At 64.1% G+C, this 22,490-nt stretch carries 23 protein-coding genes and 1 other RNA gene; 14 read left to right on the top strand and 10 right to left on the bottom strand.

The window, feature by feature from the left end:
* Positions 1-41: 41 nt before the first annotated feature.
* Both QM801_RS05165 and QM801_RS05170 read left to right on the top strand, forming a co-directional pair.
* A complete protein-coding gene (locus QM801_RS05165; protein ID WP_415018146.1) occupies positions 42-1,166 on the top strand; it encodes an AsmA family protein in 1,125 nt (374 codons plus the stop codon).
* On the top strand, positions 1,159-4,005 hold the full coding sequence (locus tag QM801_RS05170) for a hypothetical protein (protein ID WP_415018147.1): 2,847 nt from the start codon (positions 1,159-1,161) through the stop codon (positions 4,003-4,005). The genes QM801_RS05165 and QM801_RS05170 overlap by 8 nt, the downstream gene beginning before the upstream one ends.
* On the opposite strand, the gene QM801_RS05175 is transcribed toward QM801_RS05170, so the two are convergent.
* On the bottom strand, positions 3,996-4,214 hold the full coding sequence (locus QM801_RS05175) for a ribbon-helix-helix domain-containing protein (RefSeq protein ID WP_415018148.1): 219 nt from the start codon (positions 4,212-4,214) through the stop codon (positions 3,996-3,998). The genes QM801_RS05170 and QM801_RS05175 overlap by 10 nt on opposite strands.
* A 328-nt stretch (positions 4,215-4,542) precedes the next feature.
* On the opposite strand from QM801_RS05175, the gene QM801_RS05180 reads away from it, so the two are divergent.
* The gene (locus QM801_RS05180) at positions 4,543-4,929 is read left to right on the top strand and encodes an MAPEG family protein (protein WP_415018149.1); all 387 of its coding nucleotides are present in this window, start codon (positions 4,543-4,545) and stop codon (positions 4,927-4,929) included.
* A gap of 4 nt (positions 4,930-4,933) precedes the next feature.
* Here QM801_RS05180 and QM801_RS05185 read toward each other — a convergent pair whose 3' ends face one another.
* The 4 genes from QM801_RS05185 to QM801_RS05200 all read right to left on the bottom strand — a co-directional run bounded on the left by QM801_RS05185 (position 4,934) and on the right by QM801_RS05200 (position 8,271).
* Complete coding sequence (locus tag QM801_RS05185; protein WP_415018150.1) at positions 4,934-5,110, bottom strand: DUF4169 family protein; 177 nt, start codon at positions 5,108-5,110, stop codon at positions 4,934-4,936.
* Positions 5,110-6,501 (bottom strand): class II fumarate hydratase, encoded by a 1,392-nt coding sequence (gene fumC, locus QM801_RS05190; RefSeq protein ID WP_415018151.1) that lies wholly within the window; start codon positions 6,499-6,501, stop codon positions 5,110-5,112. Before fumC ends, QM801_RS05185 begins: the two co-directional genes overlap by 1 nt.
* Positions 6,502-6,567: 66 nt before the next feature.
* The gene (locus QM801_RS05195; RefSeq protein ID WP_415018152.1) at positions 6,568-7,329 is read right to left on the bottom strand and encodes a sulfite exporter TauE/SafE family protein; all 762 of its coding nucleotides are present in this window, start codon (positions 7,327-7,329) and stop codon (positions 6,568-6,570) included.
* A gap of 6 nt (positions 7,330-7,335) precedes the next feature.
* Positions 7,336-8,271, bottom strand: a complete 936-nt coding sequence (locus QM801_RS05200; protein WP_415018153.1) for a CehA/McbA family metallohydrolase — start codon at positions 8,269-8,271, stop codon at positions 7,336-7,338.
* 140 nt (positions 8,272-8,411) lie between these two features.
* Here QM801_RS05200 and QM801_RS05205 point away from each other — a divergent pair, with 140 nt between their 5' ends.
* Positions 8,412-8,744, top strand: coding sequence for a transcription initiation protein (locus QM801_RS05205; RefSeq protein WP_415018154.1), 333 nt, complete (start codon positions 8,412-8,414; stop codon positions 8,742-8,744).
* A gap of 6 nt (positions 8,745-8,750) precedes the next feature.
* On the opposite strand, the gene QM801_RS05210 is transcribed toward QM801_RS05205, so the two are convergent.
* From QM801_RS05210 to QM801_RS05220, 3 genes are read right to left on the bottom strand one after another with little or no spacing between them, the layout of a single operon-like run.
* Positions 8,751-10,634 (bottom strand): potassium transporter Kup, encoded by a 1,884-nt coding sequence (locus tag QM801_RS05210; RefSeq protein WP_415018155.1) that lies wholly within the window; start codon positions 10,632-10,634, stop codon positions 8,751-8,753.
* Between the two features lie 44 nt (positions 10,635-10,678).
* A complete protein-coding gene (gene mepA / locus QM801_RS05215; RefSeq protein ID WP_415018156.1) occupies positions 10,679-11,692 on the bottom strand; it encodes a penicillin-insensitive murein endopeptidase in 1,014 nt (337 codons plus the stop codon).
* On the bottom strand, positions 11,670-12,263 hold the full coding sequence (locus QM801_RS05220; RefSeq protein ID WP_415018157.1) for an SspB family protein: 594 nt from the start codon (positions 12,261-12,263) through the stop codon (positions 11,670-11,672). Before QM801_RS05220 ends, mepA begins: the two co-directional genes overlap by 23 nt.
* A gap of 284 nt (positions 12,264-12,547) precedes the next feature.
* Between QM801_RS05220 and QM801_RS05225 the strand changes: the two genes are divergently transcribed.
* The gene (locus tag QM801_RS05225; RefSeq protein WP_415018158.1) at positions 12,548-13,210 is read left to right on the top strand and encodes a helix-turn-helix transcriptional regulator; all 663 of its coding nucleotides are present in this window, start codon (positions 12,548-12,550) and stop codon (positions 13,208-13,210) included.
* A 12-nt stretch (positions 13,211-13,222) separates the two neighbouring features.
* Here QM801_RS05225 and ssrA read toward each other — a convergent pair.
* Positions 13,223-13,609: a transfer-messenger RNA gene (ssrA, locus tag QM801_RS05230) on the bottom strand.
* Positions 13,610-13,716: 107 nt separating this feature from the next.
* Here ssrA and QM801_RS05235 point away from each other — a divergent pair.
* The 9 genes from QM801_RS05235 to QM801_RS05275 all read left to right on the top strand — a co-directional run bounded on the left by QM801_RS05235 (position 13,717) and on the right by QM801_RS05275 (position 20,650).
* On the top strand, positions 13,717-14,028 hold the full coding sequence (locus QM801_RS05235; RefSeq protein WP_415018159.1) for a DUF2853 family protein: 312 nt from the start codon (positions 13,717-13,719) through the stop codon (positions 14,026-14,028).
* Positions 14,029-14,137: 109 nt separating this feature from the next.
* On the top strand, positions 14,138-14,932 hold the full coding sequence (locus QM801_RS05240) for a thymidylate synthase (RefSeq protein WP_415018160.1): 795 nt from the start codon (positions 14,138-14,140) through the stop codon (positions 14,930-14,932).
* A 2-nt stretch (positions 14,933-14,934) separates the two neighbouring features.
* On the top strand, positions 14,935-15,753 hold the full coding sequence (locus tag QM801_RS05245) for a lysostaphin resistance A-like protein (RefSeq protein ID WP_415018161.1): 819 nt from the start codon (positions 14,935-14,937) through the stop codon (positions 15,751-15,753).
* Positions 15,750-16,223 carry a GNAT family N-acetyltransferase gene (locus tag QM801_RS05250; protein WP_415018162.1) on the top strand — a complete coding sequence of 158 codons (474 nt, stop codon included), beginning with the start codon at positions 15,750-15,752 and terminating at the stop codon, positions 16,221-16,223. The genes QM801_RS05245 and QM801_RS05250 overlap by 4 nt, the downstream gene beginning before the upstream one ends.
* Positions 16,220-16,720, top strand: coding sequence for a dihydrofolate reductase (locus QM801_RS05255; protein ID WP_415018163.1), 501 nt, complete (start codon positions 16,220-16,222; stop codon positions 16,718-16,720). The genes QM801_RS05250 and QM801_RS05255 overlap by 4 nt, the downstream gene beginning before the upstream one ends.
* Positions 16,721-16,862: 142 nt before the next feature.
* The gene (gene hflK / locus QM801_RS05260) at positions 16,863-17,945 is read left to right on the top strand and encodes an FtsH protease activity modulator HflK (protein WP_415018164.1); all 1,083 of its coding nucleotides are present in this window, start codon (positions 16,863-16,865) and stop codon (positions 17,943-17,945) included.
* A gap of 12 nt (positions 17,946-17,957) precedes the next feature.
* Positions 17,958-18,854 carry a protease modulator HflC gene (gene hflC / locus QM801_RS05265; protein WP_415018165.1) on the top strand — a complete coding sequence of 299 codons (897 nt, stop codon included), beginning with the start codon at positions 17,958-17,960 and terminating at the stop codon, positions 18,852-18,854.
* Between the two features lie 36 nt (positions 18,855-18,890).
* The gene (locus QM801_RS05270; protein WP_415018166.1) at positions 18,891-19,091 is read left to right on the top strand and encodes a DUF2065 domain-containing protein; all 201 of its coding nucleotides are present in this window, start codon (positions 18,891-18,893) and stop codon (positions 19,089-19,091) included.
* Between the two features lie 62 nt (positions 19,092-19,153).
* Positions 19,154-20,650 (top strand): Do family serine endopeptidase, encoded by a 1,497-nt coding sequence (locus QM801_RS05275; protein ID WP_415020893.1) that lies wholly within the window; start codon positions 19,154-19,156, stop codon positions 20,648-20,650.
* A 343-nt stretch (positions 20,651-20,993) separates the two neighbouring features.
* On the opposite strand, the gene QM801_RS05280 is transcribed toward QM801_RS05275, so the two are convergent.
* Complete coding sequence (locus tag QM801_RS05280; protein WP_415020894.1) at positions 20,994-22,337, bottom strand: TrpB-like pyridoxal phosphate-dependent enzyme; 1,344 nt, start codon at positions 22,335-22,337, stop codon at positions 20,994-20,996.
* Positions 22,338-22,490 lie beyond the last annotated feature (153 nt).

A 22,490-nucleotide genomic window follows, 5' to 3' on the forward strand; every position in this document is an offset into this window, starting at 1 on the left:
ATTCGTGAGCTAGTCTGCCGCCCGAGAGGGCTCCCTGCGGCATGAGCGTCTGGAAATCACCGGTCTTCTATTTCGGCATTCTTCTGCTCGTCGTCGTGACGGCGCTTCTGGCCGCGCCCTATATCGTCAACTGGAACGGCTACAAGCAGAGCCTCGAGACCTATGGCTACCGCCTGACCGGCCGCCAGGTGCAGATCGGCGGCGACGTGCAGATTGCGCTGTTCCCCTGGCCGAAGCTCACCGCCGAGAACGTGGCCATCGGCAATCCCGACGGCATCGACGGCCCGGCGCTGCTCCACACCGATGTGGTGACGCTCTCGCTCCAGCTGGGCGGTCTGCTCAACGGCAATCTCAATGTCGACAGTGTGGAACTGGTGGAACCCAAGGTCACGCTCATCCGCAATGCCGATGGAGCGGTGAACTGGCTGCTCAATCCTGATGAGGACCTGCGCCGCTCGTCACTTCTCTCCAACGTGCGTCTCGACCAGATCCAGTTGTCGAACGGCAGCTTCACCATCGTTGACCGCAAGCAGGGCTTCACCACCAATCTCTCCACCATGGACGCCACCATGTCCGCCGATGCCATCGAAGGGCCGTGGCGCCTGAAGGGCACCGGCTACTGGCGCGAAACGCCCATGGCCTTCACCTTCTCGAGCGGCGTCTACAAGGATAACGAGCCTTTCCGTTTCGGCATCCGCATGACGCCGGGCGATCCGGTGCTGCCCATCTTCTCGATCGATGGCGGCTGGCAGGATGCCACCTTCGAGGGCGATGTGGCGGTCACACCGCAGGCGGCGGAAGGGCAGAAGGGCAGCGTGGAAGGCGGGCTGCGTCCGCTCGCACTCCGCGCCAAGCTCAAGGCCGATGCCGACCGCGCCGACTTCTCCGAGATCAAGATCGCGCCCAATGACTCGCAGGATTCGGGCACGCTCATCGAAGGCACGGCCGGGCTGGACCTCTCCGGCGGCTTCAAGGGCGACATCGACCTGAAGGCGCCGCGCGTCAATCTCGATACCGTGCTGGGCGGCGAAGCGCTGGCGGCGTGGCGGACCGGCGGCGTGCTGGCGCTCACCCACTCCTTCATCACCAACATGCCGAAGACTTCTGGACGGCCGCTTCAGCCTCGCCGTCAATGTGCTCACCGCAGGCGGCGAGACCATGAATGATGTGCAATTGGCGGCGCGCATCACGCCTGACGGGATATCCATCGAGAACGCCCGTGCCGGCCTGCCGGGCCGTTCGGCCATGCGCCTCACCGAGGGCAAGGTCACGAACCGCGACGGTGCGGCGGAACTCTCCGGCGTGCTTGCCTTCGAAAGCAGCGACCTCCGCGCCTTCACCGGCTGGGCCCAGCCGGACCGCAAGGCCGGCATCGAGAGCTGGTGGAAGGGGGGCAGGGGCCGCCTCAAGATGCAGGGCAACGTCACCTGGTCGCCCTCGCAGGTCTCGCTCAAGGATGCGCAGTACGAACTTGAAGGCCTGCCCGGCAGTGGCGAGGTGGTGCTGCGCCAGGGCGACGTGCCGTCGCTTGCGGTGCGCCTCAAGACCGACGCCCTCGATCTTGATACGCTGCTGAACGCCGGAACTGCCGCACCAACGCGTGGCCAGGCCTTCGATCTGCTCGGCATGCTCGATCCCATCCTTCTCGGCGCCCACAAGATCGAGCAGCATCTGGTGCTTGATGCGGGGTCCGTCACGCTTAACGGCGTGCGGGCGCAGGACGTGGCGCTCGACCTCGGCACCAGCCAGAGCGGCTTCGAGATCAAGGCCTTCGACATCGGCTCGGTGGGTGGCGCCCGCCTCAAGGCGGATGGCCTCGTGCTGAGCGGGGCCGATGGTCCATCAGGCGATGTGACGGCAACGCTCGTTGCCGATGATCCCCGCGGTTTCTTGCGCCTTCTCGGCCTTGCCCCCAACAATGCCCGCTGGGTGAATGCGCTGGGGCAGAGCAACGTCACTTTCACCTTCAATGCCAAGCCGGACCCCAACGGGCCCATCCTCACCTATGCCCTCACCGGCACGGCAAATCCCTTCACATTGAAATTCACCGGCAGCATCACGGCACTTGAGCGCGGCTCGGATGCGCGCGTTTCGCTGGAAGGGACCGTGGCTGCGCCCGATGCGGCGCGGCTGATGGCGCTTGCCGGGCTTGAGAGCAAGGCGCTCGCCGTTTCACCGGGGACGGTGGCGCTCTCCTTCTCCGGCTCGCGGAGCGGCGGCTTTGCCAGCAAGATCGAGGCCGGGGCCTACGGCGCGCGCGCCTCCTTCGACGGCAGCCTGAAACCCGCCGAGCCCTATGCCGCCATGTCGGGCGCGGTCAGCATCTTCTCCGACAACACCGGGCCGCTCTTTGCGGCACTCGGCGCACCGCTCGACAGGTCGGTGGGCGGGCCCCTGCGTCTTGCCTTCAAGGTGACGCCGAAGGACGGCGGCCTTGCCATCACGGACGTGCTTGGCGATCACGCCGGGCTGGCGCTTGCGGGTGACGCTGCCTTCGACAAGGATGGCAAGCTTGCTGCCGACTTCAACGTCGGCGACGTGACGCTGGCGCGGCTCCTGGCTCTGACCTTCATGCCGTGGAACGGCCTCGATACCGATCTCGCCACCTCCTTCGGCGGGCCGGATGATCTTCTCTTTGATGGCGAGATCTGGATCAGGCCGCGCAACCTCACCATGCCCTTCGGCGACACGTTGAAGGAAACCGTTGTTGGCATCACGCTCGGCCCCACACGCAAGTTCGAACTGGTGGCGCCCACCGTGCCCGAACTCGAATTCGATGTGGAAGTGGCGGCCAAGGATGGCGGCTTCGATGCCAAGGCCAAGGGCAAGCTGCCGATCGATGTGGGGCAGGTGCTGGTGGCGCGTGACGGCGGCAAGCTCGGAACGGGCAGCCTCGTGATCAGCGGTGATCTTGCCGGCACGGGCCGCAGCCCTGCTGCCGTGCTGGCGGCGCTGGAAGGGAAGGGCGCCTATACGGTCACGGGCCTCTCCTTCGCCAAGCTCGCGCCCGAGGCATTTGCCAGGCAGCTTGCCACGGTGAAGACGGCGGATGACCTGCGCGCCGCCCTTGCCACGCTGGAGGCGACGCCGGGGCTCTCGATCGAATCTTCGGGCGGAACATTCGAGGTCTCGAAGGGTCTGCTCACCTCCACGCCCACCCGGATCAGCGGGATCGGCACGCTGAGCGAAATCAACACCACGGCTGATCTCAGCGCCCGGGCGATGCAGATGGCGGTTGCCGTGACGCTCACCGACAAGCCCGATCTGCCGCCTGTCACCATCACCTATTCCGGTGAGCCGGGCGCGCTGGAACAGCGCAGCAGCTCCTCGCAGCTTGCCTCAAAGCTCGGCCATGAATTCCTCGCCCGTGATCTGGAGGAGCTCGAGCGGCTGAAGACCGAAGAAGAGAAGATGGCCATCGCCGAGGAGGAGCAGCGGGCCCAGGACCAGGCGAAGTTCGAGGCCTATCAGGCGCAGCGCGCCGAAATCCGCATGCGCCAACGTGAGTTGAAGGTGCATGCCGCCGCCCGTGCCCAGCGCGCCGCCGAGGACGAGCAGGCCTTTGCAGCCCTCGTCCCCACAGCCGATGCCATGAACCGCATGGACCTCTTGAAGAAGCGCCTCGCCCTTGGCCTCAAGACACAGCTTGCCGAATTTGCTGCCGAGAACGAGCGCAAGCGTCAGGCGGAAGAAGAGAAGAAGCGCGCCGCCGAGGAGAAGGCGCGGCAGGAGGAGTTGGCCCGCCAGAAGCTGATCGAGGACGCCAAGGCGAAGCTCGAGGAAGCCGCTCGCAAGGCGGCAGAAGAGCAGGCAAAGGCGGAGGCCGAGGCAGCCAAGGCTGCGGCGGAAAAGAAGCGTCTCGAGGAAGAGGCGATGAAGAAACTGCTGCAGGAGCCGGTGCCGAACATCCTGCCGGCACCGCAGCCGCAGGCACCTGCGCCCGCCCCGGTTCCCGTGAAGCCGGCAGCACCGAAGCCTGCTTGCTCCAATCCGCTTTACTGCTGAGGCGCTTGCGCCCTTCGCAGAAGCCAGACGCGAATGGCCGATGAAAGATTGCGCTCACCGCGCGTCGCGTCGATCTCGCCCACCAGAACCGCAAGGCTCTTGTTCTCAGCCCGCGCGGCGGCGTTCAGGGCCTCCCAGAACTCCGCCTCCAGCGATAGCGAAGTGCGGTGCCCGGCAATGGTGAGGGAGCGTTTCAGGTCTTGCGCCATGGGCCCGTTGCATAGCGGGCGGGGCAGGCGAGGGCAAATGGGGGCGTGCTGTCTCGTTCGTATCCTAAGCTGGATTCCGGCTCGCGCGCGACATCTCGCTCCGCTCGATCAAGGCGCGCGTCCGGAATGACGGGTTAAAAAAGTGGCTCCCCTTAAACCGTCACCACTAGCGAAGGCGGGGGCCCAGCTTCCCTTGCCAAAGCGGGGTTCCATGTCTCGCGATGCGTTCCGCATCGCTCGCATGGAATGACGGGTGGAGGAGCGTCAACTTGATTGCATCGCCCGTTTGCGGTGATCCTCGGGCGGTTCACACCGTGGAGGGGACACCATGCCGATCACCGCCTTCTATGCAGCACTGCTGACCCCCGTCCTCATCTTCCTCACGCTTCGCACCGTGGCGCGCCGGCGGAGCGCCCGCGTGGCGCTGGGCGATGGCGGCGATGCCGATCTGCTGCGGCGCATCCGGCGGCACGGCAATTTCGTCGAATACACGCCCTTTGCTTTGATCCTGCTGGGCCTTGCCGAAAGCCTCGGCACCATGGCGGCGGTGCTCCATGCGGGCGGCATTGCCCTCGTCGCGGGCCGGCTTCTCCACGCGGTGGCGCTGACGCAAAGCAATCTCCGCCTGCGGGTCGCCGGCATGGCGCTGACGCTTGCTGCGCTGGCGGTCCCGGCGCTGGCCTGCCTCGTGGGCGCGGTGCCGCGACTCTTCTGAGACGTCAGTCCTCGCGCTTGTGACCGTCGAGGGATTTGTCGGCCAGCGCCTGTTCGGCCTCGCTCAGCTTCTTTTCCGCTTTGGTGCGGCCGAACTTGATGCGGTTGGCGTCTGCCTCTCGCGCTTCGCCGTCCTTCGCCTTCCGCTTCCTGAAGCGGTTGAGGTTGACGATCTCGCCCATCAGCCCGGACCGATCATCTTCTCGGGCCGCACAATGGCGTCGAAGTCGTCCGCCGGAATGCCGAGCTTCACCGCTTCCTCGCGGAGCGTCGTGCCATTCTTGTGGGCCGTCTTCGCCACCTTGGCGGCGAGGTCATAGCCGTACTTCTCCTTGAGCGGCGTCACCAGCATCAGCGAGTTGGCAAGGCCCTTTGCGATGTTGTCGAGGCGGGGCTCGATCCCCACCACGCAATTGTCGGTGAAGCTCACCGCCGCATCGGCCAGCAGCCGCACCGACTGCAGGAAGTTGTAGGCCATCACCGGATTGTAGACGTTGAGTTCGAAGTGCCCCTGCGACCCCGCAAAGCCGATCGCGGCATTGTTGCCGTGGATCTGCACGGCCACCTGGGTCAGGGCCTCGCTCTGGGTCGGGTTCACCTTGCCCGGCATGATCGAGGAGCCCGGCTCGTTCTCGGGCAGCGAGAGTTCGCCAAGGCCGGCGCGCGGGCCCGAACCGAGGAAGCGGATGTCGTTGGCGATCTTGAAGCAGCTCATGGCCACGGTGGTGATGGCGCCATGGGTCATCACCATGGCGTCGTGGGCCGCCAGCGCCTCGAACTTGTTGGGCGCCGTCGTGAACTTCATCTGCGTGATGGCGGCGATGCGCTCCGCCACCTTCTCGGCAAAGCCTACGGGGCTCGCTAGGCCCGTGCCCACCGCTGTGCCGCCCTGTGCAAGCTGCATCAGGTCGGGCATGGTCATCTCGATGCGGCGGATGCCCATCTCGATCTGCTGGGTGTAGCCGGAGAATTCCTGGCCCAGTGTCACCGGCGTCGCATCCTGCGTGTGGGTGCGGCCGATCTTGATGATGTCCTTCCAGGCCTGCGCCTTGTCGTTGAGCGCATTGCGCAGCTTCTGCAGGGCGGGGATCAGGCGGTGATGGATTTCCTCGGCGCAGGCGATGTGCATCGCCGTGGGGAAGGTGTCGTTCGAGGACTGACTCATGTTCACATGGTCATTGGGATGAATGGGCTTCTTCGAACCCTTCTCGCCGCCCATCATCTCGATGGCGCGGTTGGAGATCACCTCGTTGGCATTCATGTTCGACTGCGTGCCCGAGCCCGTCTGCCAGACGACGAGCGGGAAGTGCTCGTCAAGCTTGCCCTCGATCACCTCCTGCGCGGCCTTGATGATCACCTCGCCGAGCTTGCGGTCCAGCTTGCCCAATTCCATGTTGGCTTCGGCGGAGGCGCGCTTGACGATGCCCAGGGCCCGGATCACCGGCTGCGGCTGCTTCTCCCAGCCGATCCTGAAGTTCTGCAGCGAGCGCTGCGCCTGCGCGCCCCAGTATTTAGTCGCATCCACCTCGATGGGGCCAAAGGTGTCGGTTTCGGTGCGGGTGGTCTTGCTCATGACTCAGGCCTCGGGGGATCGGGATTTATTGCAACGCAATAGCACGCCGGAGGACCCGGACGCGAGTCAGTGATACCGCCAGAAGGCATACAACGTTAGCATGACGGACCAGCAGAGAATGGCCCCCCGCACCAGCCCCTGCGGCATGCGCCGGGCGATCTGGGCCATGCCGTAACCGCCCACGATGGCGCCCGCCATCATGACCAGCGAGGGAAGCCACGGCACGATGCCATCGGCGGCGAAGATCACGATGCCGAGCACCGTCATCAGCGCGATGGTGGCGTTGCGCAGCGCTTGGGCATGGTGGATCGTCATGTGGCTGAAGATCGAATAGATGGCGAGCAGGATGATGCCCATGCCGAGCCCGAAATAGCCGCCATAGAGATAGACCAGGAATTCGAGGCAGAGCGACAGCCACTGCCAGCGGTGCACGTCGAAGCCCTTCTGACGTTCCAGCCAATTCTTGATGAGGGGACCCGTGGCAAAGGACAGCGTGGCGAAGAGCAGCAGCCAGGGAATGGCGACGCGGAAACTCTCGGCTCCTAGCTTCACGAAGAGCAGCGAGCCGATGGTGCCCCCCACCGCCGCCAGCACCAGACGCAGCACCAGGTTCTGCCGCACCTCCTTCAGTTCCCTGCGGTAGACCGCCGTGCCCACGATGTTGGCGGGGATCAGCGCCACGAAGTTGGCGGCGTTGGCCTGCATCTCGGTGAGGCCGGTGGCGATCAGGAGCGGGAACGTCATGAAGCCCGCGCCGCCCGCCAGCACATTGATCATTCCGGCGAGGACGCCACCGCCAAAGAGAAGCAGGAGATGGAGTGCGGTCACGGCAGGTTAGCCGCGCTTCTCCAGCCAGATGGGATTGCTCCAGGCGCGCTTTCCAGCATGATCGATCAGCACGACACGGAACCAGGGGCTGGTCTTCTCCATCAGCCAGCCGTCCTCGAGCTTAGTGAGGTCGAGGGCGGCGGAAGTGATGGAGCGTCCGATCTTCTGGGCAGTGCGGGAAATGCCGCACACGATGGCAATGGTATCGACGGGCGAGCACGAGACATGCACCTCGTTCCCTTCCACGCGGATGTCGTTGAACTGCGGGCCCTGCGACGAATAGTAGTGGCCGGCTTTCAGCGCGGCGAGAAGTTCATCGGGATCGAGGCTCTGGGCCTTCACATGCACCCAGCCGCCGAAGTGGTCGTTCGACTTGAAATGCGCATCGTCGGTGGCGAAGGCGGTGAGGTGGCGGTGGCCTTCGTTGAGAAGCTGGTCGAGCAGGTAGAAGCCCTCGCCACGATCGCACTCGATGGCGCAGCCGTGATTGTAGATTTCAACTGCATGGGCAAACGAAAGGTCGCGGCCGTCTTCGATGGTGAGCTGCGACCAGGCGGGGTGGGCGATGCCGACGAAGGCGCCCGCTTCCACGGCGCGCTTGGCGATCTGCGGTCCGGTCTCGCCCTTCTTCACCGGTGCAAAGTCGAGCGGCAGGCCAGCGGCCACGATGTGCCACCATTCGCCGGCCGAGGTCACGGGCGCATGCAGTTCGGCGCCGAGGATGGTGGTGAAATCGTTGCCGCGCAGGTGGCGGGTGTCGGCAATGGGGTAATTGAAATGATGCGTGAAGTGCTCTGACATCATGATGAAGTCGTAGCCCACGGCCTTGTAGCGGCCGACCACCTCATCGAGGTGGAGCGCACCATCGGAAAGGTTCGAATGGGTGTGGAGGTTGCCGCGCCAGAAGCGGCCGGGGAGCGAGAAGGGGGAAATTATTGTCATGGGCCGGACACTAGCTGAGCCGTGTGACAATCGGAAGTGGCCAGCGGCGAGGCCTCCATGATCCAGATGGGGACAGGAAACGCCGGAACCGGTGGGAATGGCGGGGCATTTCAGAGTCTTGTCAACAAGGGAATGAGCCCATGCCCACATTTGTCACCATCGGTTACGGCGACCGCGCCGGCTACGACAAGACGCCCCAGGTTCTGCGCGATGCCGCCCACAAGCAGGATGCCGTGCTGCAGCGGCGGGGTGCCGTCATGGGGGTGGCCGGAGACCCCGTGCAGGTGCGCAATACGAATGCCGCAAGCCTCGAAACCAGTGCCGGGCCGTTCATGCAGGCGCATCTGCCGGTGGCGGGCTTCGCCATCATCGAGGCCACGAACATCGAGGAAGCGATCAAGCTCGTTTCGGGCACGCCCTGCGCCGTTGCAAATGGCGTGGTCGAGATCTGGCCTCTGGAAAGCCCGGAGTGAAGGGCCTCAGACGCTCATCTGCACGCCGAGTTCGACCACTCGGTCGGGCGGAATGCGGAAGAACTCGATGGCCCGCGACGACTGGTTCGCCAGCATGATGAAGATGCGCTGCTGCCAGAAAGGCATGGCCGAGCGCGGGCTGAGGCGAATGGTGCGGCGGCCCATGAAATAGCTCGCCAGCCGCGGGTCGACCTCGAGGCCCTGGTCGGCGCAGGCGCGCAGCGCGGCAGGCACGTCCGGCTGTTCCATGTAGCCGAAGCGCGCTTCCACGATCCACGCACCCAGTGCCGTCTGGCGGCAGCTCACGCGCTCGCCATCGTGGCGCGGTTCGTCGGTTGTTTCGACCGAAATGAACACCAGCTTGTCGTGCAGCACGCGGTTGTGCTTCAGGTTGTGCATCAGCGCCGAGGGCGCATAGCGGATGTCGGTCTGCATGAAGACGGCGGCACCGGCCACGCGGGTGGGCGAGCGGCGCTCCAGCGACTGCAGCAGGCCTTCCAGCTCGATCGATTCCTTTTCCAGCTTCTTGGCGAGCAGGGCGCGGCCGCGCAGCCACGTGACCATGAGCAGGATGATGGTGGCGCCGATCAGCACCGGCATATAGCCGCCGTGCAGGATCTTGAGGGCGTTGGCCGTGCCGAAGGTGAGTTCGACGGCAAGGATGATGAGCAGGGCAGGGATGGCGAACCAGCGCGGCAGCGAGCGCGCCTTCCAGAAGAAGATCAGGCCCAGGATCGAGTCCACGATCATGGAGGTGTTCACCGCCACGCCATAGGCCGAGGCGAGGTTCGACGACGACTTGAAGACAAGCACCAGCAGGATCACGCCGATGAGGATCAGCCAGTTGATCTGGCCCACATAAATCTGACCCTGTTCCTCTTCATTGGTATGGGTGATGCTCATGCGCGGCAGGAGACCGAGCGACATCGCCTGCTGGGCAATGGAGAAGGCGCCGGTGATCACCGCCTGCGAGGCGATGACGGTCACGGCGGTCGCGAGAATGACGAGCGGCACGAGGCCCCAGCCCGGCGCCATGAGGAAGAGCGGGTTTTCCACCGCATGCGGATGCGCCAGCACGAAAGCGCCCTGGCCCAGATAGTTGATGATCAGGCTCGGCAGCACCACGCCCGCCCAGGCCAGGCGAATCGAGGTGCGGCCGAAGTGGCCCATGTCGGCATAGAGCGCCTCACCGCCCGTCACCGCGAGGAAGACGCCGCCGAAGACATGCAGCGCCAGGGCCGGCTGGTCGACGAGGATGCGGAATCCGTACCAGGGATTGAGCGCCTGGAAGATTTCGAAGTTGTCGAAGATGTGGATGAACCCCATCACGCCAAGCGTCACGAACCACAGCATGGTGATGGGGGCAAAGAGCGAGGCGACGCCGGCCGTGCCCTTGTACTGGAAGATGAAGAGGGTGGTGAGAATGGCGAGTGTCAGCGGCACCACCACGGGCTCGAAACCCTTGTTGATGACGGCCAAGCCTTCGACGGCGGAGAGCACAGACATGGCGGGCGTGATCATCGCATCGCCAAAGAAGAAGGCCGCGCCCACGATGCCGAGCGCCAACACCAGACCGCCCTTTTTCTTGAGCAGCGATTCCACCAGCACGACGAGCGAGAGAATGCCGCCTTCACCCTTGTTGTCGGCGCGCATCAGCATGACGACATATTTGAGCGTGACGACGATGAGCAGGGCCCAGATCAGAAGCGAGACGACGCCGAGCACGGCAAGGCGGAGGTCACCGCCCGCACGCACCACGGGGTGCAGCGCTTCGCGCATGGCGTAGAGCGGGCTCGTGCCGATGTCGCCATAGACGACGCCGAGCGTGGCGAAGGCAAGCTTGAGGCGGTTCTGGCTGGCTTCGCCCCCGGTGGACACGATGTGGCTCATCTAAAACCCACCCCCAGCGGGCAATGTCCCAGAGCGCAGCCGTGCTACTGGGCGGCAATAACGGCGCGGCATTCAGCAGGTAGGCCCGAGAGAGTCAAGCCCACCGGCGGCTTTGGCTTGGGCTTGTTCGGATCGACCGGCTTGGGGTCCGGCTTCTTCGGCTTCCACGGCACGTCGCTCATCCAGTAGGCGAGTTCCTCGCCGCAGCCGGTGCCGTCCTTGGGACGCGGCGTCCACTGGTTCTTGCAGCTGGTCATGCCTTCCGGGCACTTCATGCGGATGTGGAAGTGATAGTTGTGACCATAGAGCGGGCGCACCTTGGCAAGCCATGTGCGGTCGCCGGTTGCCCACTTGCAGAGTTCGGCCTTGATCGGCGGATGCACGAAGATGCGCGCCACCTGATCATATTTCGCCGCGCGCATGATCAGCTTGGCGTGATTGGTGGTCCAGACCTTCGGATTGATCTCCTTGCGGTTCAGCGTCATCACCGTCGCGGACATGTTCTCGCGTTCCGCCGCGGTGAGCGTGCGGTCGGGCATGGGTGTCAGCCACACATCGGCATCGAGGCCGATCTGGTGGCTGGCGTGACCGTTCAGCATCGGGCCGCCGCGCGGCTGCGCGATGTCACCGACGAGAAGGCCGTTCCATTCGCCCGCAGCCTTGGCTTCGCGGGCAAGGCGCTCGAGCAGTGCAATCAGATCGGGATGGCCCCAGTTGCGGTTGCGCGAGAGGCGCATCACCTGCCAGGCATCACCATCAACCGGAATGGCTTTCGCGCCGGCGAGGCAGCCCTTGGCATAGGTGCCGATGGCGCGCGCCTTCAGGTTGGCGGGTGTCTTCTGCCGGCCGAAGAGCTTCTTCGCCGGAATCTTGTAGGCGTCAGCCGGCAGAGCGCCCGTCGCCGGATCGGCTGCGGCAGGCTTGGTGAGGGTGGCAAGCGCCTTCTGATCGGCAGCGGTCTGGGCTGCCGCGAAGGGCTGCACGGCGGCAAGGCCACAGAGCAGGGCAGCGAGGATGAGGACGGCCTTGGCCGCGCTATTTCTTGCGGAATGAATCAAGCGAAACAACCTTTGCCTTGTCAGCGGACTCGTCGGGTTGGTCGGCGGGCTTTTCCTCGCCGCCTGCGGTGGCTGTGCCGGCCTCTCCCGTTGCCGGAGTTTCAGCCGGCTGTTCTTCCACGGCCACCACTTCGAACTGCAGGCCGAATTGAACTGCCGGATCCAGAAACCCTTTTATGGCGTTGAAGGGAATGACCAATTTCTCCGGGATATTGTCGAACGACAGCTCCACTTCGAACCACGTGTCGAAGACCTTCAGGTTCCAGTACTGGTGCTGAAGGACAATCGTCATCTCGCGCGGATAGCGTTCGAGAATACGGTCGGAGAGTTGCACGCCCGGATAGCGGGTGTTGAAGGCGATGTAGAAATGATGCTCGCCCGGCAGGCCTTCGCGCTCGACACGGCGCAGCGCCTCGCGCACGACACCGCGCAGCGCCATTTGCGCGAGGTGGTCATACCGCATGAGGTCTTCGGGCATCTTGTCGTCTGAATTGTCGCGCACGCCGCCGGTCTTTCGGAAAGGAATTCGAATCGAGCCGCGAGAATAGCGGGCCAAACGCATCGGGGCCATGGCCGTTCCACGTGCCGTGCATAACAGCAGGTCTTGACCGTTTGGCAACTGCCTTTGTCGTGAACGGTCCGGCGATCTGCGACCTGAAACGTTACAGATATCGCCACTGCCGTTGTGACAGTTGACACGCTTGGGTAGAATTTCTTCACGTGGGGTAGGCCAGGGCTCAACACTGCCAGGTTGGCAGTTGCGCGTCCTGTTTGAATGACTGGGGGTTAAACGTGGTTCAAGACTTTGAGGGGACATTCTCCCCGGATCTGAGCGAGCCCATCTTGTGGGATCGCATGCTGGCCGTGTTCGCAGGCCGGCTCAACGTGACGAGTGCGCTCTACGGCTTCCTGCCGAGCGTCTATTGGCTGGACTTGGGTCACGTCACCCAGGCCTCGGTCGTCAGGCACAATCATCCCGAAGAGGTTCTCGGCCACGTGAATGGCAAGGGGCTGCTGGATGACGATCCGTGCATCCTTCGCCTCAAGGCGGGCGAGCCGTGGTTCTTCTGGCATGAGGCGCTCGACTGGTCGGGCGCCGACGAAAGCCAGAAGGCGCGCTATGAGTCCGGTGACCCGCGCTCGAATGTGGGCGTCACCATCCGCTTGCCGTTCTTCGAGGGACGGGCCCTTGCGGGCCTTGGCCTCTGTGCGCGCAACAGCACGCCCGAGGAGTTCAAGCAGGCCTGGCTTGCCGGTGTGGAAGAGCATCTGGCGGTGGCGCGCGCCTTCGATGCCGCCATGCGCCCGCGCATGATTGCCAACCGCTTCAAGCTGTCGAAGCGCGAGGTTTCGGTGATCAAGCTTCTGGCGACAGGGCTCTCGGCGAAGCGCGCGGCTGATCATCTGGGTCTGCAGCCGAAGACGGTGTTCAACGTCATGGACAAGGCGCGCAAGAGCCTGCAGGCGGAAACGACGCTGCAAGCCGTCACCAAGGCGATGGCCTATCGTCTGATCTGAAGCGGAAAGGGAAGTGCCGGCTTCTGTTGCCAGGTGCCGGCGAACCCCGCCTCAAGCGGCTAAGCCTGAGGACTTTGAATCGGTCTTCGGCACTGCGTTACGCAGCGACGGCAACCGGAGCATAGTTGTCATTGGCAACTATAAAGTAGCCCGATAACGCCGGTACAATCGCGGGCAAAAAACCAACCTTTACGCCCTTGTCGATCCTATTTCGCCCCCATCACAGCCGGTTCTCCCGGAAGCCTTCGCGAGGCCGCCGGTTCACGAAAACCGGCTGTGGTGGAGGCGCCGGGTACTGCCCCCGGGTCCAATGGGTTTATTGCGTCAGTCGTTTATCACCATAGTCCGCCTTGCGGTGGACCCCTTCAATATAGAGGGATTGCGCCGCGGTTCAAGGCGCGCGCGTGAAGGGGCGGGAAGTATTGCTGTCTTTTGGTGCTGAGGAGGGGGGCCTATAGGCGGGTTGCACCTGCTTCAAGGTGCGACTGACTAGACTGGGGAAAACAATGGCTGACTACAGCGCAGACATTCAGAAATACACGTCCAAGGTGAACAAGGCGGCCGTCGATGCGATCGTCCGGTTCTGCGGCATTGCCCTCAAGGGCAAGGATTCGCAGTGGGTTTCGGTAACGGATCCGGCCGAGGTGAAGCGCGTCGTGACCGGCTTCTGTGCCAAGAAGCTGGGCCTTGACGCAAAGACAGCCGAAGCCGCAGTCAAGGCGGTGGGCGAAAAGATGAAGGAAGACAAGACCAAGCACCGGGTCACTGTCTATTACCTCGTGGCCGAGCACACGGGAACGCTCTCGAAGCTGACCTGACCCGGCTCCCGATTCCCTGCAACTTCAACTCGAGCGGCGGTGTCCACAGGGGCGCCGCCGCTGTTGTTTCCATTGGCGGACTCGTGCTCGCCTCGACTAAGAGGGGGCCATGCAGCAGTACCTTGATCTCATGCGCCTGGTCCGCACCACCGGCGTCAGGAAGGAAGACCGCACCGGCACCGGCACGCTCTCGGTCTTCGGGCACCAGGCGCGCTACGACCTGCGCGCCGGCTTCCCGCTCGTCACCACCAAAAAGCTTCACCTGCGCTCGATCATCCACGAGCTGCTCTGGTTCATCCGCGGCGAGACCAACATCAAGTACCTGCACGAGAACAAGGTGACGATCTGGGACGAGTGGGCCGATGCCAATGGCGACCTTGGTCCCGTCTATGGCGCGCAGTGGCGCTCCTGGCCAGCGCGCGACGGCGGTACCATCGACCAGCTCTCCGATGTCATCGCCCGCATCAGGAAGAACCCGGACTCGCGCCGCCTCATCGTCACGGCGTGGAATCCCGCCGATGTGGACAAGATGGCGCTGCCGCCCTGTCACCTGCTGTTTCAGTTCTATGTGGCGGAAGGCCGGCTCTCCTGCCAGCTCTACCAGCGCTCGGCCGACATCTTCCTCGGCGTGCCCTTCAACATCGCCTCCTATGCGCTTCTCACCCACATGATCGCGCATGTCTGCAAGCTCGAGGTCGGCGACTTCGTCCACACGCTCGGCGACGCGCACATCTACCTCAATCATCTCGAACAGGCCGACCTGCAATTGACGCGGGCGCCGAAGCCCTTGCCGCGTCTTGTCATCACCCGTGACGTTCAATCGATCGAGGACTTCCGCTTCGAGGATTTCCGCATCGAGGGTTATGATCCCCATGCGGCCATATCAGCACCGGTGGCGGTGTAGCGATGGCGCTGTTCGGAGAAGACTTCAAACGCGCGAGACATGGCTGGCTCTATGACGCGCACAACGCCCAGCCCTTCTGGTTCGTGGCGCTCGCTTTCGGTCTGCTCCTCCTCCTCAACATTCTCCTGCAGGGCGTGTCGGCCTTCGCAATCGCGCCCTTCATGGAAGGCGGCCTCAGCAACGCGCATGCCATCGTCAAGGGCACCATCCTCGGAATGCTGCCGGTGGCGGTGCTGTGTGCGCTTGCCTGCTATGGCCTCGCATCGCTGATAGGCGGTGACGCCTGGAGCGCCACGGCGCTGCGCTGGCCGCGCCTCGGCCTTCTCGGCTGGATCGCGCTGATCGTCGGCTTCCTGGTGATCATGTATCTCGTGATCATCCTCATTGTCGTGGTCTTCCAGATCGACATGGCGCAGTACACGCCGGGCGCCAACGGCGAGTCGCCGGAGACGGGCTCGGCAGGCCTCGTGAAGGAGGCGATGTATGATCTCGCCAACGAGCCGCTGCTCTATTGGATCGCCATTCCCTCGGTGGCGCTCGGTGCGCCGCTCGTTGAAGAATTCCTCTTCCGTGGACCGCTGTTCTCGGCGCTCGCTCAAACGCGTATCGGGCGCTGGGGCACGGTGGTGCTGACCAGTGCTGGCTGGTCGCTGATGCATGTGACCGAACCCTATTTCTCCATCGCCCTCATCTTCATGATGGGCCTCGTGCTCGGTGCGCTGCTGCTCCGCTTCGGTAGCCTGTGGGTGACCATGGCCTGCCACGGCGCGTGGAACTTCGTCTTCTCGCTCGTCACCCTCGGCCTTGCGGGGCAGCCGTGATCGATATCCGCCGTGCCCGCCCCGGTGATGGCCAGGCCCTCTGGCAGACCACGCGCTCGCTGGCCGAGAGCCATGATCATCTCGATGCCTTCGTGGCAACCCCTGAGGATTTCGAGGTGGCGCTCTTTTCGCCTGCGCCGCTGATCGGCGCGCTCGTCGCTACGTGGAACGGCGAACTCGCCGGCACCGCCATCTGGCAGCGCAGCTTCTCGTCCTTCCGCGGCAGGGAGACCATGTATCTCGAAGACCTGTCGGTGTTGCCCGCCTTCCGCAAGCAGGGGATCGGCAAGGCGCTCCTGCGGGAAGTCGCGAAGGTGGCGGTGGCGGGCAACGTCGCCGGCATCGCCTGGCTGGTCATGGACTGGAACGACAAGGCCCGCAGTCTCTATGAAAAGATCGGCGCCGAGATCGTGCCCGGCCACAGCTTCTGCCGTTTGCACGGCGAGGCGCTGAAGGCGCTGGCGGCATGAGCATCCTCTCCCTCGTTCTCGCCGTCTCGCGGAACGGTGTCATCGGTCGCGATGGCGGCTTGCCGTGGCACATCTCCTCGGACCTCGAGCGCTTCAAGGCAATCACCCTGGGGAAACCCGTCATCATGGGCCGCAAGACCTGGGACAGCCTGCCGCGAAAGCCGCTGCCGGGCCGGACCAACATCGTGGTCACGCGCCAGTCGGGCTTTGCTGCAGAGGGCGCATCTGTCGTGGCCGATGTGGAGGCGGCGATTGCCCTTGCCGCCATGGAAAACCCCGCCGAAATCTGCGTCATCGGCGGCGGCGAGATTTATCGTCAGACCCTGCCCATGGCGGACCGCATCTACCTCACCGAGGTCGCCATGGATGTGGCGGGCGATACCCATTTTCCTGCACTCCCCGCCAGTGAATGGCGGGAGGTGTCGCGCGAGGAGGTGAAGGCGGCCCCCGGCGACAGCGCCGACTTCGTGCTGAGGGTGCTCGACCGCCGGTCATAGGCAACCGGGCAGGGGTCTGAATCGTAGTCCTGAGCGTGTTCAGAATTGCAAAACTGTAACTTTTGTTGGCCGGAGCCCGACATGGACAATCCAAGGTCCCATGCCTATATGCCTTGCCACTATTCCATCGAGAGGGTGAAGAATGCCGTGGAACAAGGATGAAGGTGGCGGTGGCCAGGGGCCCTGGGGACAGGGACCGAACGGCGGCAACCGCGACAATCCCCGCAACCGAAACAATTGGGGAGGCCGGAACAACGGCCCCGGCAATCTTCCGCCCGAACTCGAAGACATCATCCAGCGCAGCAAGGACCAGTTCCGCAATGCCATCCCGGGCGGCGGACGCTTCTCCTGGCTGATCCCGGTGATCCTCGTCATTGCCGTCGTCATCTACAATTCCATCTACCAGATCCAGCCGGATGAGCGCGGCGTCGTGCTCCGCCTCGGCAGCTACGCCCGCACCGTGGACCCGGGCCTCGAATTCGCCCTTTGGCCGATCGAACACATCGAGAAGCCGCGCGTCGGCACAGTGCGCCAGATCAACATCGGCACCGAACAGCGCGACAGCCAGATGCTGACCGGTGACAAGAACATCATCAGCGTGCCCTTCACGCTGCAGTGGCGCATCTCCAACCCGAAGGACTTCCTCTTCAACATCGCCAACCAGGAAGCGACGATCCGCGCGCTGGCCCAGAGCGCCATGCGTGAGGTGGTGGCCCAGAACAGCGCCCAGGCGGTGCTCACCACCAAGAAGAGCGAAATCGCAGCCCAGGTCTCGACCATCACCCAGGGCCTGCTTGACGAATACCAGGCGGGTGTCACCATCACCGCCCTCAACCTCGGTGAAACGCAGCCGCCCGCCGAAGTGGCCGATGCCTTCGCCGACGTGGTGCGCGCCGAACAGAATCGCCGCCAGTTGGAAAACGAGGCGCAGCAATACCGCAACCAGAAGAACCAGCAGGCTGAAGGTGAAGTGGGCCGTCTGATCGAAAACGCCACCGGCGACAAGGCCGCGGCAATTGCCGAGGCCAAGGGTGAAACCGCCCGCTTCCTCGCCGTCTATGAACAGTACAAGCAGGCGAAGGACGTGACCCGCCGCCGCCTCTTCCTTGAAACCATGGAGAACGTTCTCTCGCAGTCCAACAAGGTCGTGATCGAGCAGGGCAAGAACGGCACCGGCGTGGTGCCCTATCTGCCGCTGCCGCAGATCCAGCCGAAGGCGAATTGAGGGAGCAGGGACATGAGCACCATCCGCAACATTGCCGGCGTCATCATCGCCGCCGTCCTTTTCATCGCCTACATGAGCTACTTCGTGGTGGATGAACGCCAGAAGATGATCGTGCAGCGCGTCGGTGAAATCAGCCGCATCGTCGATGCCCCTGGTCTTTATTTCAAGCTGCCTTTCCTCGAAACGGTGACGCCGGTCGAAGACCGCATCATCCTCTGGGAAAGCAACGACCGTCCGGTGCAGGACAAGGCGAGCCAGGTCTACATCGTGGATGCGATCACGCTGGCCCGCATCAGCGACGCCCGCCGCTTCCGTGAAACCCTGGGTGCCGACCTTGACCAGGCCGAGACCCGCGTGGGCGCGCTCCTCGATGCGGCGCTCCGCCAGACCTACGGTCTCCGCTCCTTCGATGAAGTGCTGTCCTCCGACCGCCTCACCATGATGAAGGAGATCAAGGAGAAGGTGGAGAAGGAAGCAGCCGACCTCGGCATCGACATCGTCGACGTCCGCATCCGCCGCACCGATCTTGACGGCGCCGTGCTGCAGTCGACCCACGAGCGCATGCGCTCGGAGCGCAATGCCCTTGCCGCCCAGACCCGCTCCACCGGTGAAGCCTACAAGACCCGCATGAACGCCGAGACCGACCGTCTCTTCATCGAGAAGACGGCCGATGCCCGCCGCCGTGCGGAAGTGATCCGCGGCGAGGGTGACGCCGAGCGCAACCGCATCTTCGCGGAAGCCTTCCAGCAGGATCCGGACTTCTTCGCCTTCTACCGGTCGCTGCAGGCCTATTCCAAGGCGCTGGCCAACAAGGACACCACGCTGGTCCTCAATCCCGACTCGGAATTCTTCCGCTATTTTGGCGGCGAGTCGAAGGATCAGGAGCAGGTTCCGGCGCCCAAGCAATAAGGCGCCGGCCGGAATTTTCTCCCGGGGGATAGTGCCGTGCTTGACAACATCGTGATGGCGATCGGCCTTGTGCTGGTCATCGAGGGCCTTCTTTATGCCTTTGTTCCGGGGCATTTGCGCAACATGGCCAGCATGCTGCGCAGCCTCGGCGACGAGCAGATCCGGGTGATCGGACTGGCGGCAATCGGCGCTGGCGTTCTTGTGGTATGGTTTGCGCGGGTCTTCCTGCAGGGATGATCCGGCGTCCGGCGGGGCGCGAAAAACGAACGACGGGGAAGACGGGGCTCATGGAGAGAATGATGACACGGCATGTATTTGCAGCTCGGCTTCTGGCGGCAGCAGCCCTTCCGGCGCTGGCGGCCCTCGGCACGGCGCTTCCGGGCACCATGGGCGTGGCCCAGGCCCAGCAGCTGACGACGCTGCCCAACGTCGCCGATCTGGCGGACAAGCTGCTTCCGGCGGTGGTCGAGATTTCAGTCGAGAGCAAGGTCTCGGGCGGCGCAACTGTAGACATGCCGCAGCTTCCCGATGACTCGCCCTTCAAGGATTTCTTCGACGACTTCTTCAAGAAGCGCCAGGGCGAGGACCAGGGCGAGCGCACCGTGAACTCCATGGGTTCGGGTTTCATCATTGATGCCTCGGGCATCGTGGTCACCAACAACCACGTGGTGGAAGGCGCACAGTCGATCCAGATCCGCCTGCAGGATGGCACGACCCTCAAGGCCGAACTGAAGGGCCGCGATCCCAAGACCGATCTCGCCGTGCTCACCGTGAAGCCGAGCCAGCCTCTGCCCACCGTGAGCTTCGGTGACAGCGACCACCTGCGCATCGGCGAATGGGTGATGGCGATCGGCAATCCCTTCGGGCTCGGTGGCTCGGTGTCGCTCGGCATCGTCTCGGCCCGCAACCGCGACATCAACGCCGGTCCCTATGACGACTTCATCCAGACCGATGCGGCCATCAACAAGGGCAACTCCGGAGGCCCGCTCTTCAACATGTCGGGGCAGGTGGTCGGCATCAACACCGCCATCTTCTCGCCCACCGGCGGCTCGGTCGGTATCGGGTTCTCGGTGCCCGCCAACACCGCCCGCGGCGTCGTCGATCAGCTGTGGAAGTATGGCGAGACGCGGCGCGGCTGGTTCGGCGTGAAGGTGCAGACCGTCACCGACGACATCGCCGAGAGCATGGGGCTCGGCAAGCCACACGGCGCGCTTGTTGCCGATGTGGTCGATGGTTCGCCCGGCAAGGCCGCCGGCGTCGAGGCCGGTGACGTGATCGTCGAGTTCGACGGCAAGCCCATCCGCGAGATGAAGGAACTGACCCGCACCGTCGCCGAAACCGAGATCGGCAAGAAGGTGAAGGTCAAGGTCATCCGCAAGGGCAAGGACGTGGAACTGCAGGTGGCGATCGGCCGCCTCGAGGATGTCGAGAAGCAGGAAGCCCAGAAGTCTGGCAGCGATGACAACGGCGCCACCACGCCGCCACCCACCACGGCCACGCTCCTCGGCATGACGGTCAGCACCATGACCGACGACCTTCGCAGCAAGTTCAAGATCGACGACAAGGTCTCGGGCGCCATCGTCACGGAAGTGGCGGCTGATGGTGCCGCTGCTGACAAGCAGATCGAGGCAGGCGATGTCATCATGGAAGCGGGCGGCAAGCCCGTCACCGCGGCGTCGGATGTGTCCGATGCCATGACGGGCGCGCAGAAGGCCGGCAAGTCGTCGGTGCTGCTGCTCATCTCCAAGGCGGGCAAGGCGGGCGAAACCCGCTTCATCGCGCTCAAGGTGAAGTAGGGCGCAAGCCCGGCTCTCTATGCCGTCATTCCATCCAAGCGGCACCCCGTGCCGCGCGAGATGGAACCCCGCTTTGTCGTGCGAATGAAGAAGCGGGGTTCCATGTCTCGCAACGCAGGCGTTGCTCGCATGGAATGACGAGATTGGTTTGAGCCGTCACCCCCGCGAAGGCGGGGGCCCAGCTTCTTCTTCCATCACTGACATCAGCCAAAGCTGGATTCCGGCTCGCGCGCGACATCTCGCTGGCGCTCGATCAAGGCGCGGGTCCGGAATGACGGGTTTCATTTGAGCCGTCACCCCCGCGAAGGCGGGGGCCCAGCTTCTTTTTTCGCCGGGAGTAGGCTCACTCCGCAGCGATCTTCGGCAGGTCCGCGAGGGAGGCCTGCAGCGCCTGCTCGTCGTAGGATTTGTCCTCGAGCTTTCCTGCCGCGTAATCCATGTAGGCCTGCATGTCGAAGTGGCCATGGCCGCAGAGACCGAACAGGATGGTGGGCGAGGTGCCGTCGCGCTTCGCCTTCAGCGCCGCCTCGATGGCGCCCTTCACCGCGTGGTTTGCTTCGGGTGCGGGCACGATCCCTTCCGCCTTCGCAAACAGCACGCCCGCCTCGAAGCAGGCCACCTGGCCATAGGCTTCCGCCTCGATCAGCCCCAGTTCCTTGAGGTGCGACACGAGCGGCGCCATGCCGTGATAGCGCAGGCCGCCGGCGTGGAAGCCAGGCGGCATGAAGGCCGAACCCAGCGTGTGCATCTTGACGAGCGGAGTCATGTGCGAGGTGTCGCCGAAGTCATAGGCATACTTGCCGCGGGTGAGTGACGGGCAGGCAGCGGGTTCGGCGGCGATGACCTTCACCTTCTTGCCGCCGCGCAGCTGCGCGCCGATGAAGGGGAAGGTAAGGCCTGCGAAGTTGGAGCCGCCTCCGGTGCAGCCCACGATCACGTCCGGATAGGCGCCCGCCATGGCCATCTGCTCGATCGCCTCGATGCCGATCACCGTCTGGTGCATCAGCACGTGGTTGAGCACCGAGCCCAGCGCATACTTGGTGTCGGGGTTGGTGGCGGCCACTTCGACGGCTTCCGAGATGGCGATGCCGAGCGAGCCGTTGGAATGCGGATCCTTCGCCAGGATGCTGCGGCCGGCATTGGTTTCAGTGGATGGGGAGGAGACGCACTGCGCGCCATAGAGCTCCATGATCGCCTTGCGATAGGGCTTCTGGCGGAACGACACGCCCACCTGGAACACCTTCACGTCGATCCCGAACATGGCGCCCGCCATGGCCAGCGACGAGCCCCACTGGCCCGCACCCGTTTCGGTGACGAGCTTCGTGATCCCTTCCTGCTTGTTGTAGAAGGCCTGCGGCACGGCGGTGTTGGGCTTGTGCGAGCCCGCGGGCGAAACGCCCTCATACTTGTAGTAGATCTTCGCCGTCGTCCCCAGCGCCTTCTCGAGGCCATAGGCGCGATAAAGCGGTGTCGGCCGCCACATGCGGTAGATGTCGTTCACCGGCTTCGGAATGTCGATGTACCGGTCCTGCGCCACTTCCTGCATGATCAGTGCCATGGGGAAGAGGGGTGCCAGATCATCCGGCCCCACGGGCTGCAGCGTGCCCGGATGAAGCGGCGGCGGCAGCGGCACCGGCAGGTCGGCCATGATGTTGTACCAGGCCTTGGGGATGCGCTCCTCGCCCATCTGGATCTTGCGCGTGCCGGCGGGGGCCTTGGCGATCACGGGCTTCTTCGCGGCAGGCTTGGACGCCTTCTTTGAAGCCTTCTTTGGCGCGGCGCGCTTTGCGGCCTTTGCGGCGGGCTTCGCCTTCGTCTTTGCCTTGGTTGCCTTTGCGGT

This window comes from Aestuariivirga sp., from assembly GCF_047600585.1.
Taxonomy (GTDB): domain Bacteria; phylum Pseudomonadota; class Alphaproteobacteria; order Rhizobiales; family Aestuariivirgaceae; genus Aestuariivirga.

Coding starts and splice junctions, on each gene's coding strand:
- QM801_RS05180 (WP_415018149.1), top strand. CDS start 4,543: ATGCCGATCACCGCCTTCTATGCAGCACTGCTGACCCCCGTCCTCATC.
- QM801_RS05220 (WP_415018157.1), bottom strand. CDS start 12,263: ATGGCCCCGATGCGTTTGGCCCGCTATTCTCGCGGCTCGATTCGAATT.
- QM801_RS05165 (WP_415018146.1), top strand. CDS start 42: ATGAGCGTCTGGAAATCACCGGTCTTCTATTTCGGCATTCTTCTGCTC.
- QM801_RS05170 (WP_415018147.1), top strand. CDS start 1,159: ATGAATGATGTGCAATTGGCGGCGCGCATCACGCCTGACGGGATATCC.
- QM801_RS05185 (WP_415018150.1), bottom strand. CDS start 5,110: ATGGGCGAGATCGTCAACCTCAACCGCTTCAGGAAGCGGAAGGCGAAG.
- QM801_RS05235 (WP_415018159.1), top strand. CDS start 13,717: ATGGCTGACTACAGCGCAGACATTCAGAAATACACGTCCAAGGTGAAC.
- hflK (WP_415018164.1), top strand. CDS start 16,863: ATGCCGTGGAACAAGGATGAAGGTGGCGGTGGCCAGGGGCCCTGGGGA.
- QM801_RS05280 (WP_415020894.1), bottom strand. CDS start 22,337: ATGGGCGAGGAGCGCATCCCCAAGGCCTGGTACAACATCATGGCCGAC.
- QM801_RS05275 (WP_415020893.1), top strand. CDS start 19,154: ATGACACGGCATGTATTTGCAGCTCGGCTTCTGGCGGCAGCAGCCCTT.
- hflC (WP_415018165.1), top strand. CDS start 17,958: ATGAGCACCATCCGCAACATTGCCGGCGTCATCATCGCCGCCGTCCTT.
- QM801_RS05245 (WP_415018161.1), top strand. CDS start 14,935: ATGGCGCTGTTCGGAGAAGACTTCAAACGCGCGAGACATGGCTGGCTC.
- QM801_RS05210 (WP_415018155.1), bottom strand. CDS start 10,634: ATGAGCCACATCGTGTCCACCGGGGGCGAAGCCAGCCAGAACCGCCTC.
- QM801_RS05205 (WP_415018154.1), top strand. CDS start 8,412: ATGCCCACATTTGTCACCATCGGTTACGGCGACCGCGCCGGCTACGAC.
- QM801_RS05240 (WP_415018160.1), top strand. CDS start 14,138: ATGCAGCAGTACCTTGATCTCATGCGCCTGGTCCGCACCACCGGCGTC.
- QM801_RS05225 (WP_415018158.1), top strand. CDS start 12,548: ATGCTGGCCGTGTTCGCAGGCCGGCTCAACGTGACGAGTGCGCTCTAC.
- QM801_RS05175 (WP_415018148.1), bottom strand. CDS start 4,214: ATGGCGCAAGACCTGAAACGCTCCCTCACCATTGCCGGGCACCGCACT.
- fumC (WP_415018151.1), bottom strand. CDS start 6,501: ATGAGCAAGACCACCCGCACCGAAACCGACACCTTTGGCCCCATCGAG.
- QM801_RS05255 (WP_415018163.1), top strand. CDS start 16,220: ATGAGCATCCTCTCCCTCGTTCTCGCCGTCTCGCGGAACGGTGTCATC.
- QM801_RS05200 (WP_415018153.1), bottom strand. CDS start 8,271: ATGACAATAATTTCCCCCTTCTCGCTCCCCGGCCGCTTCTGGCGCGGC.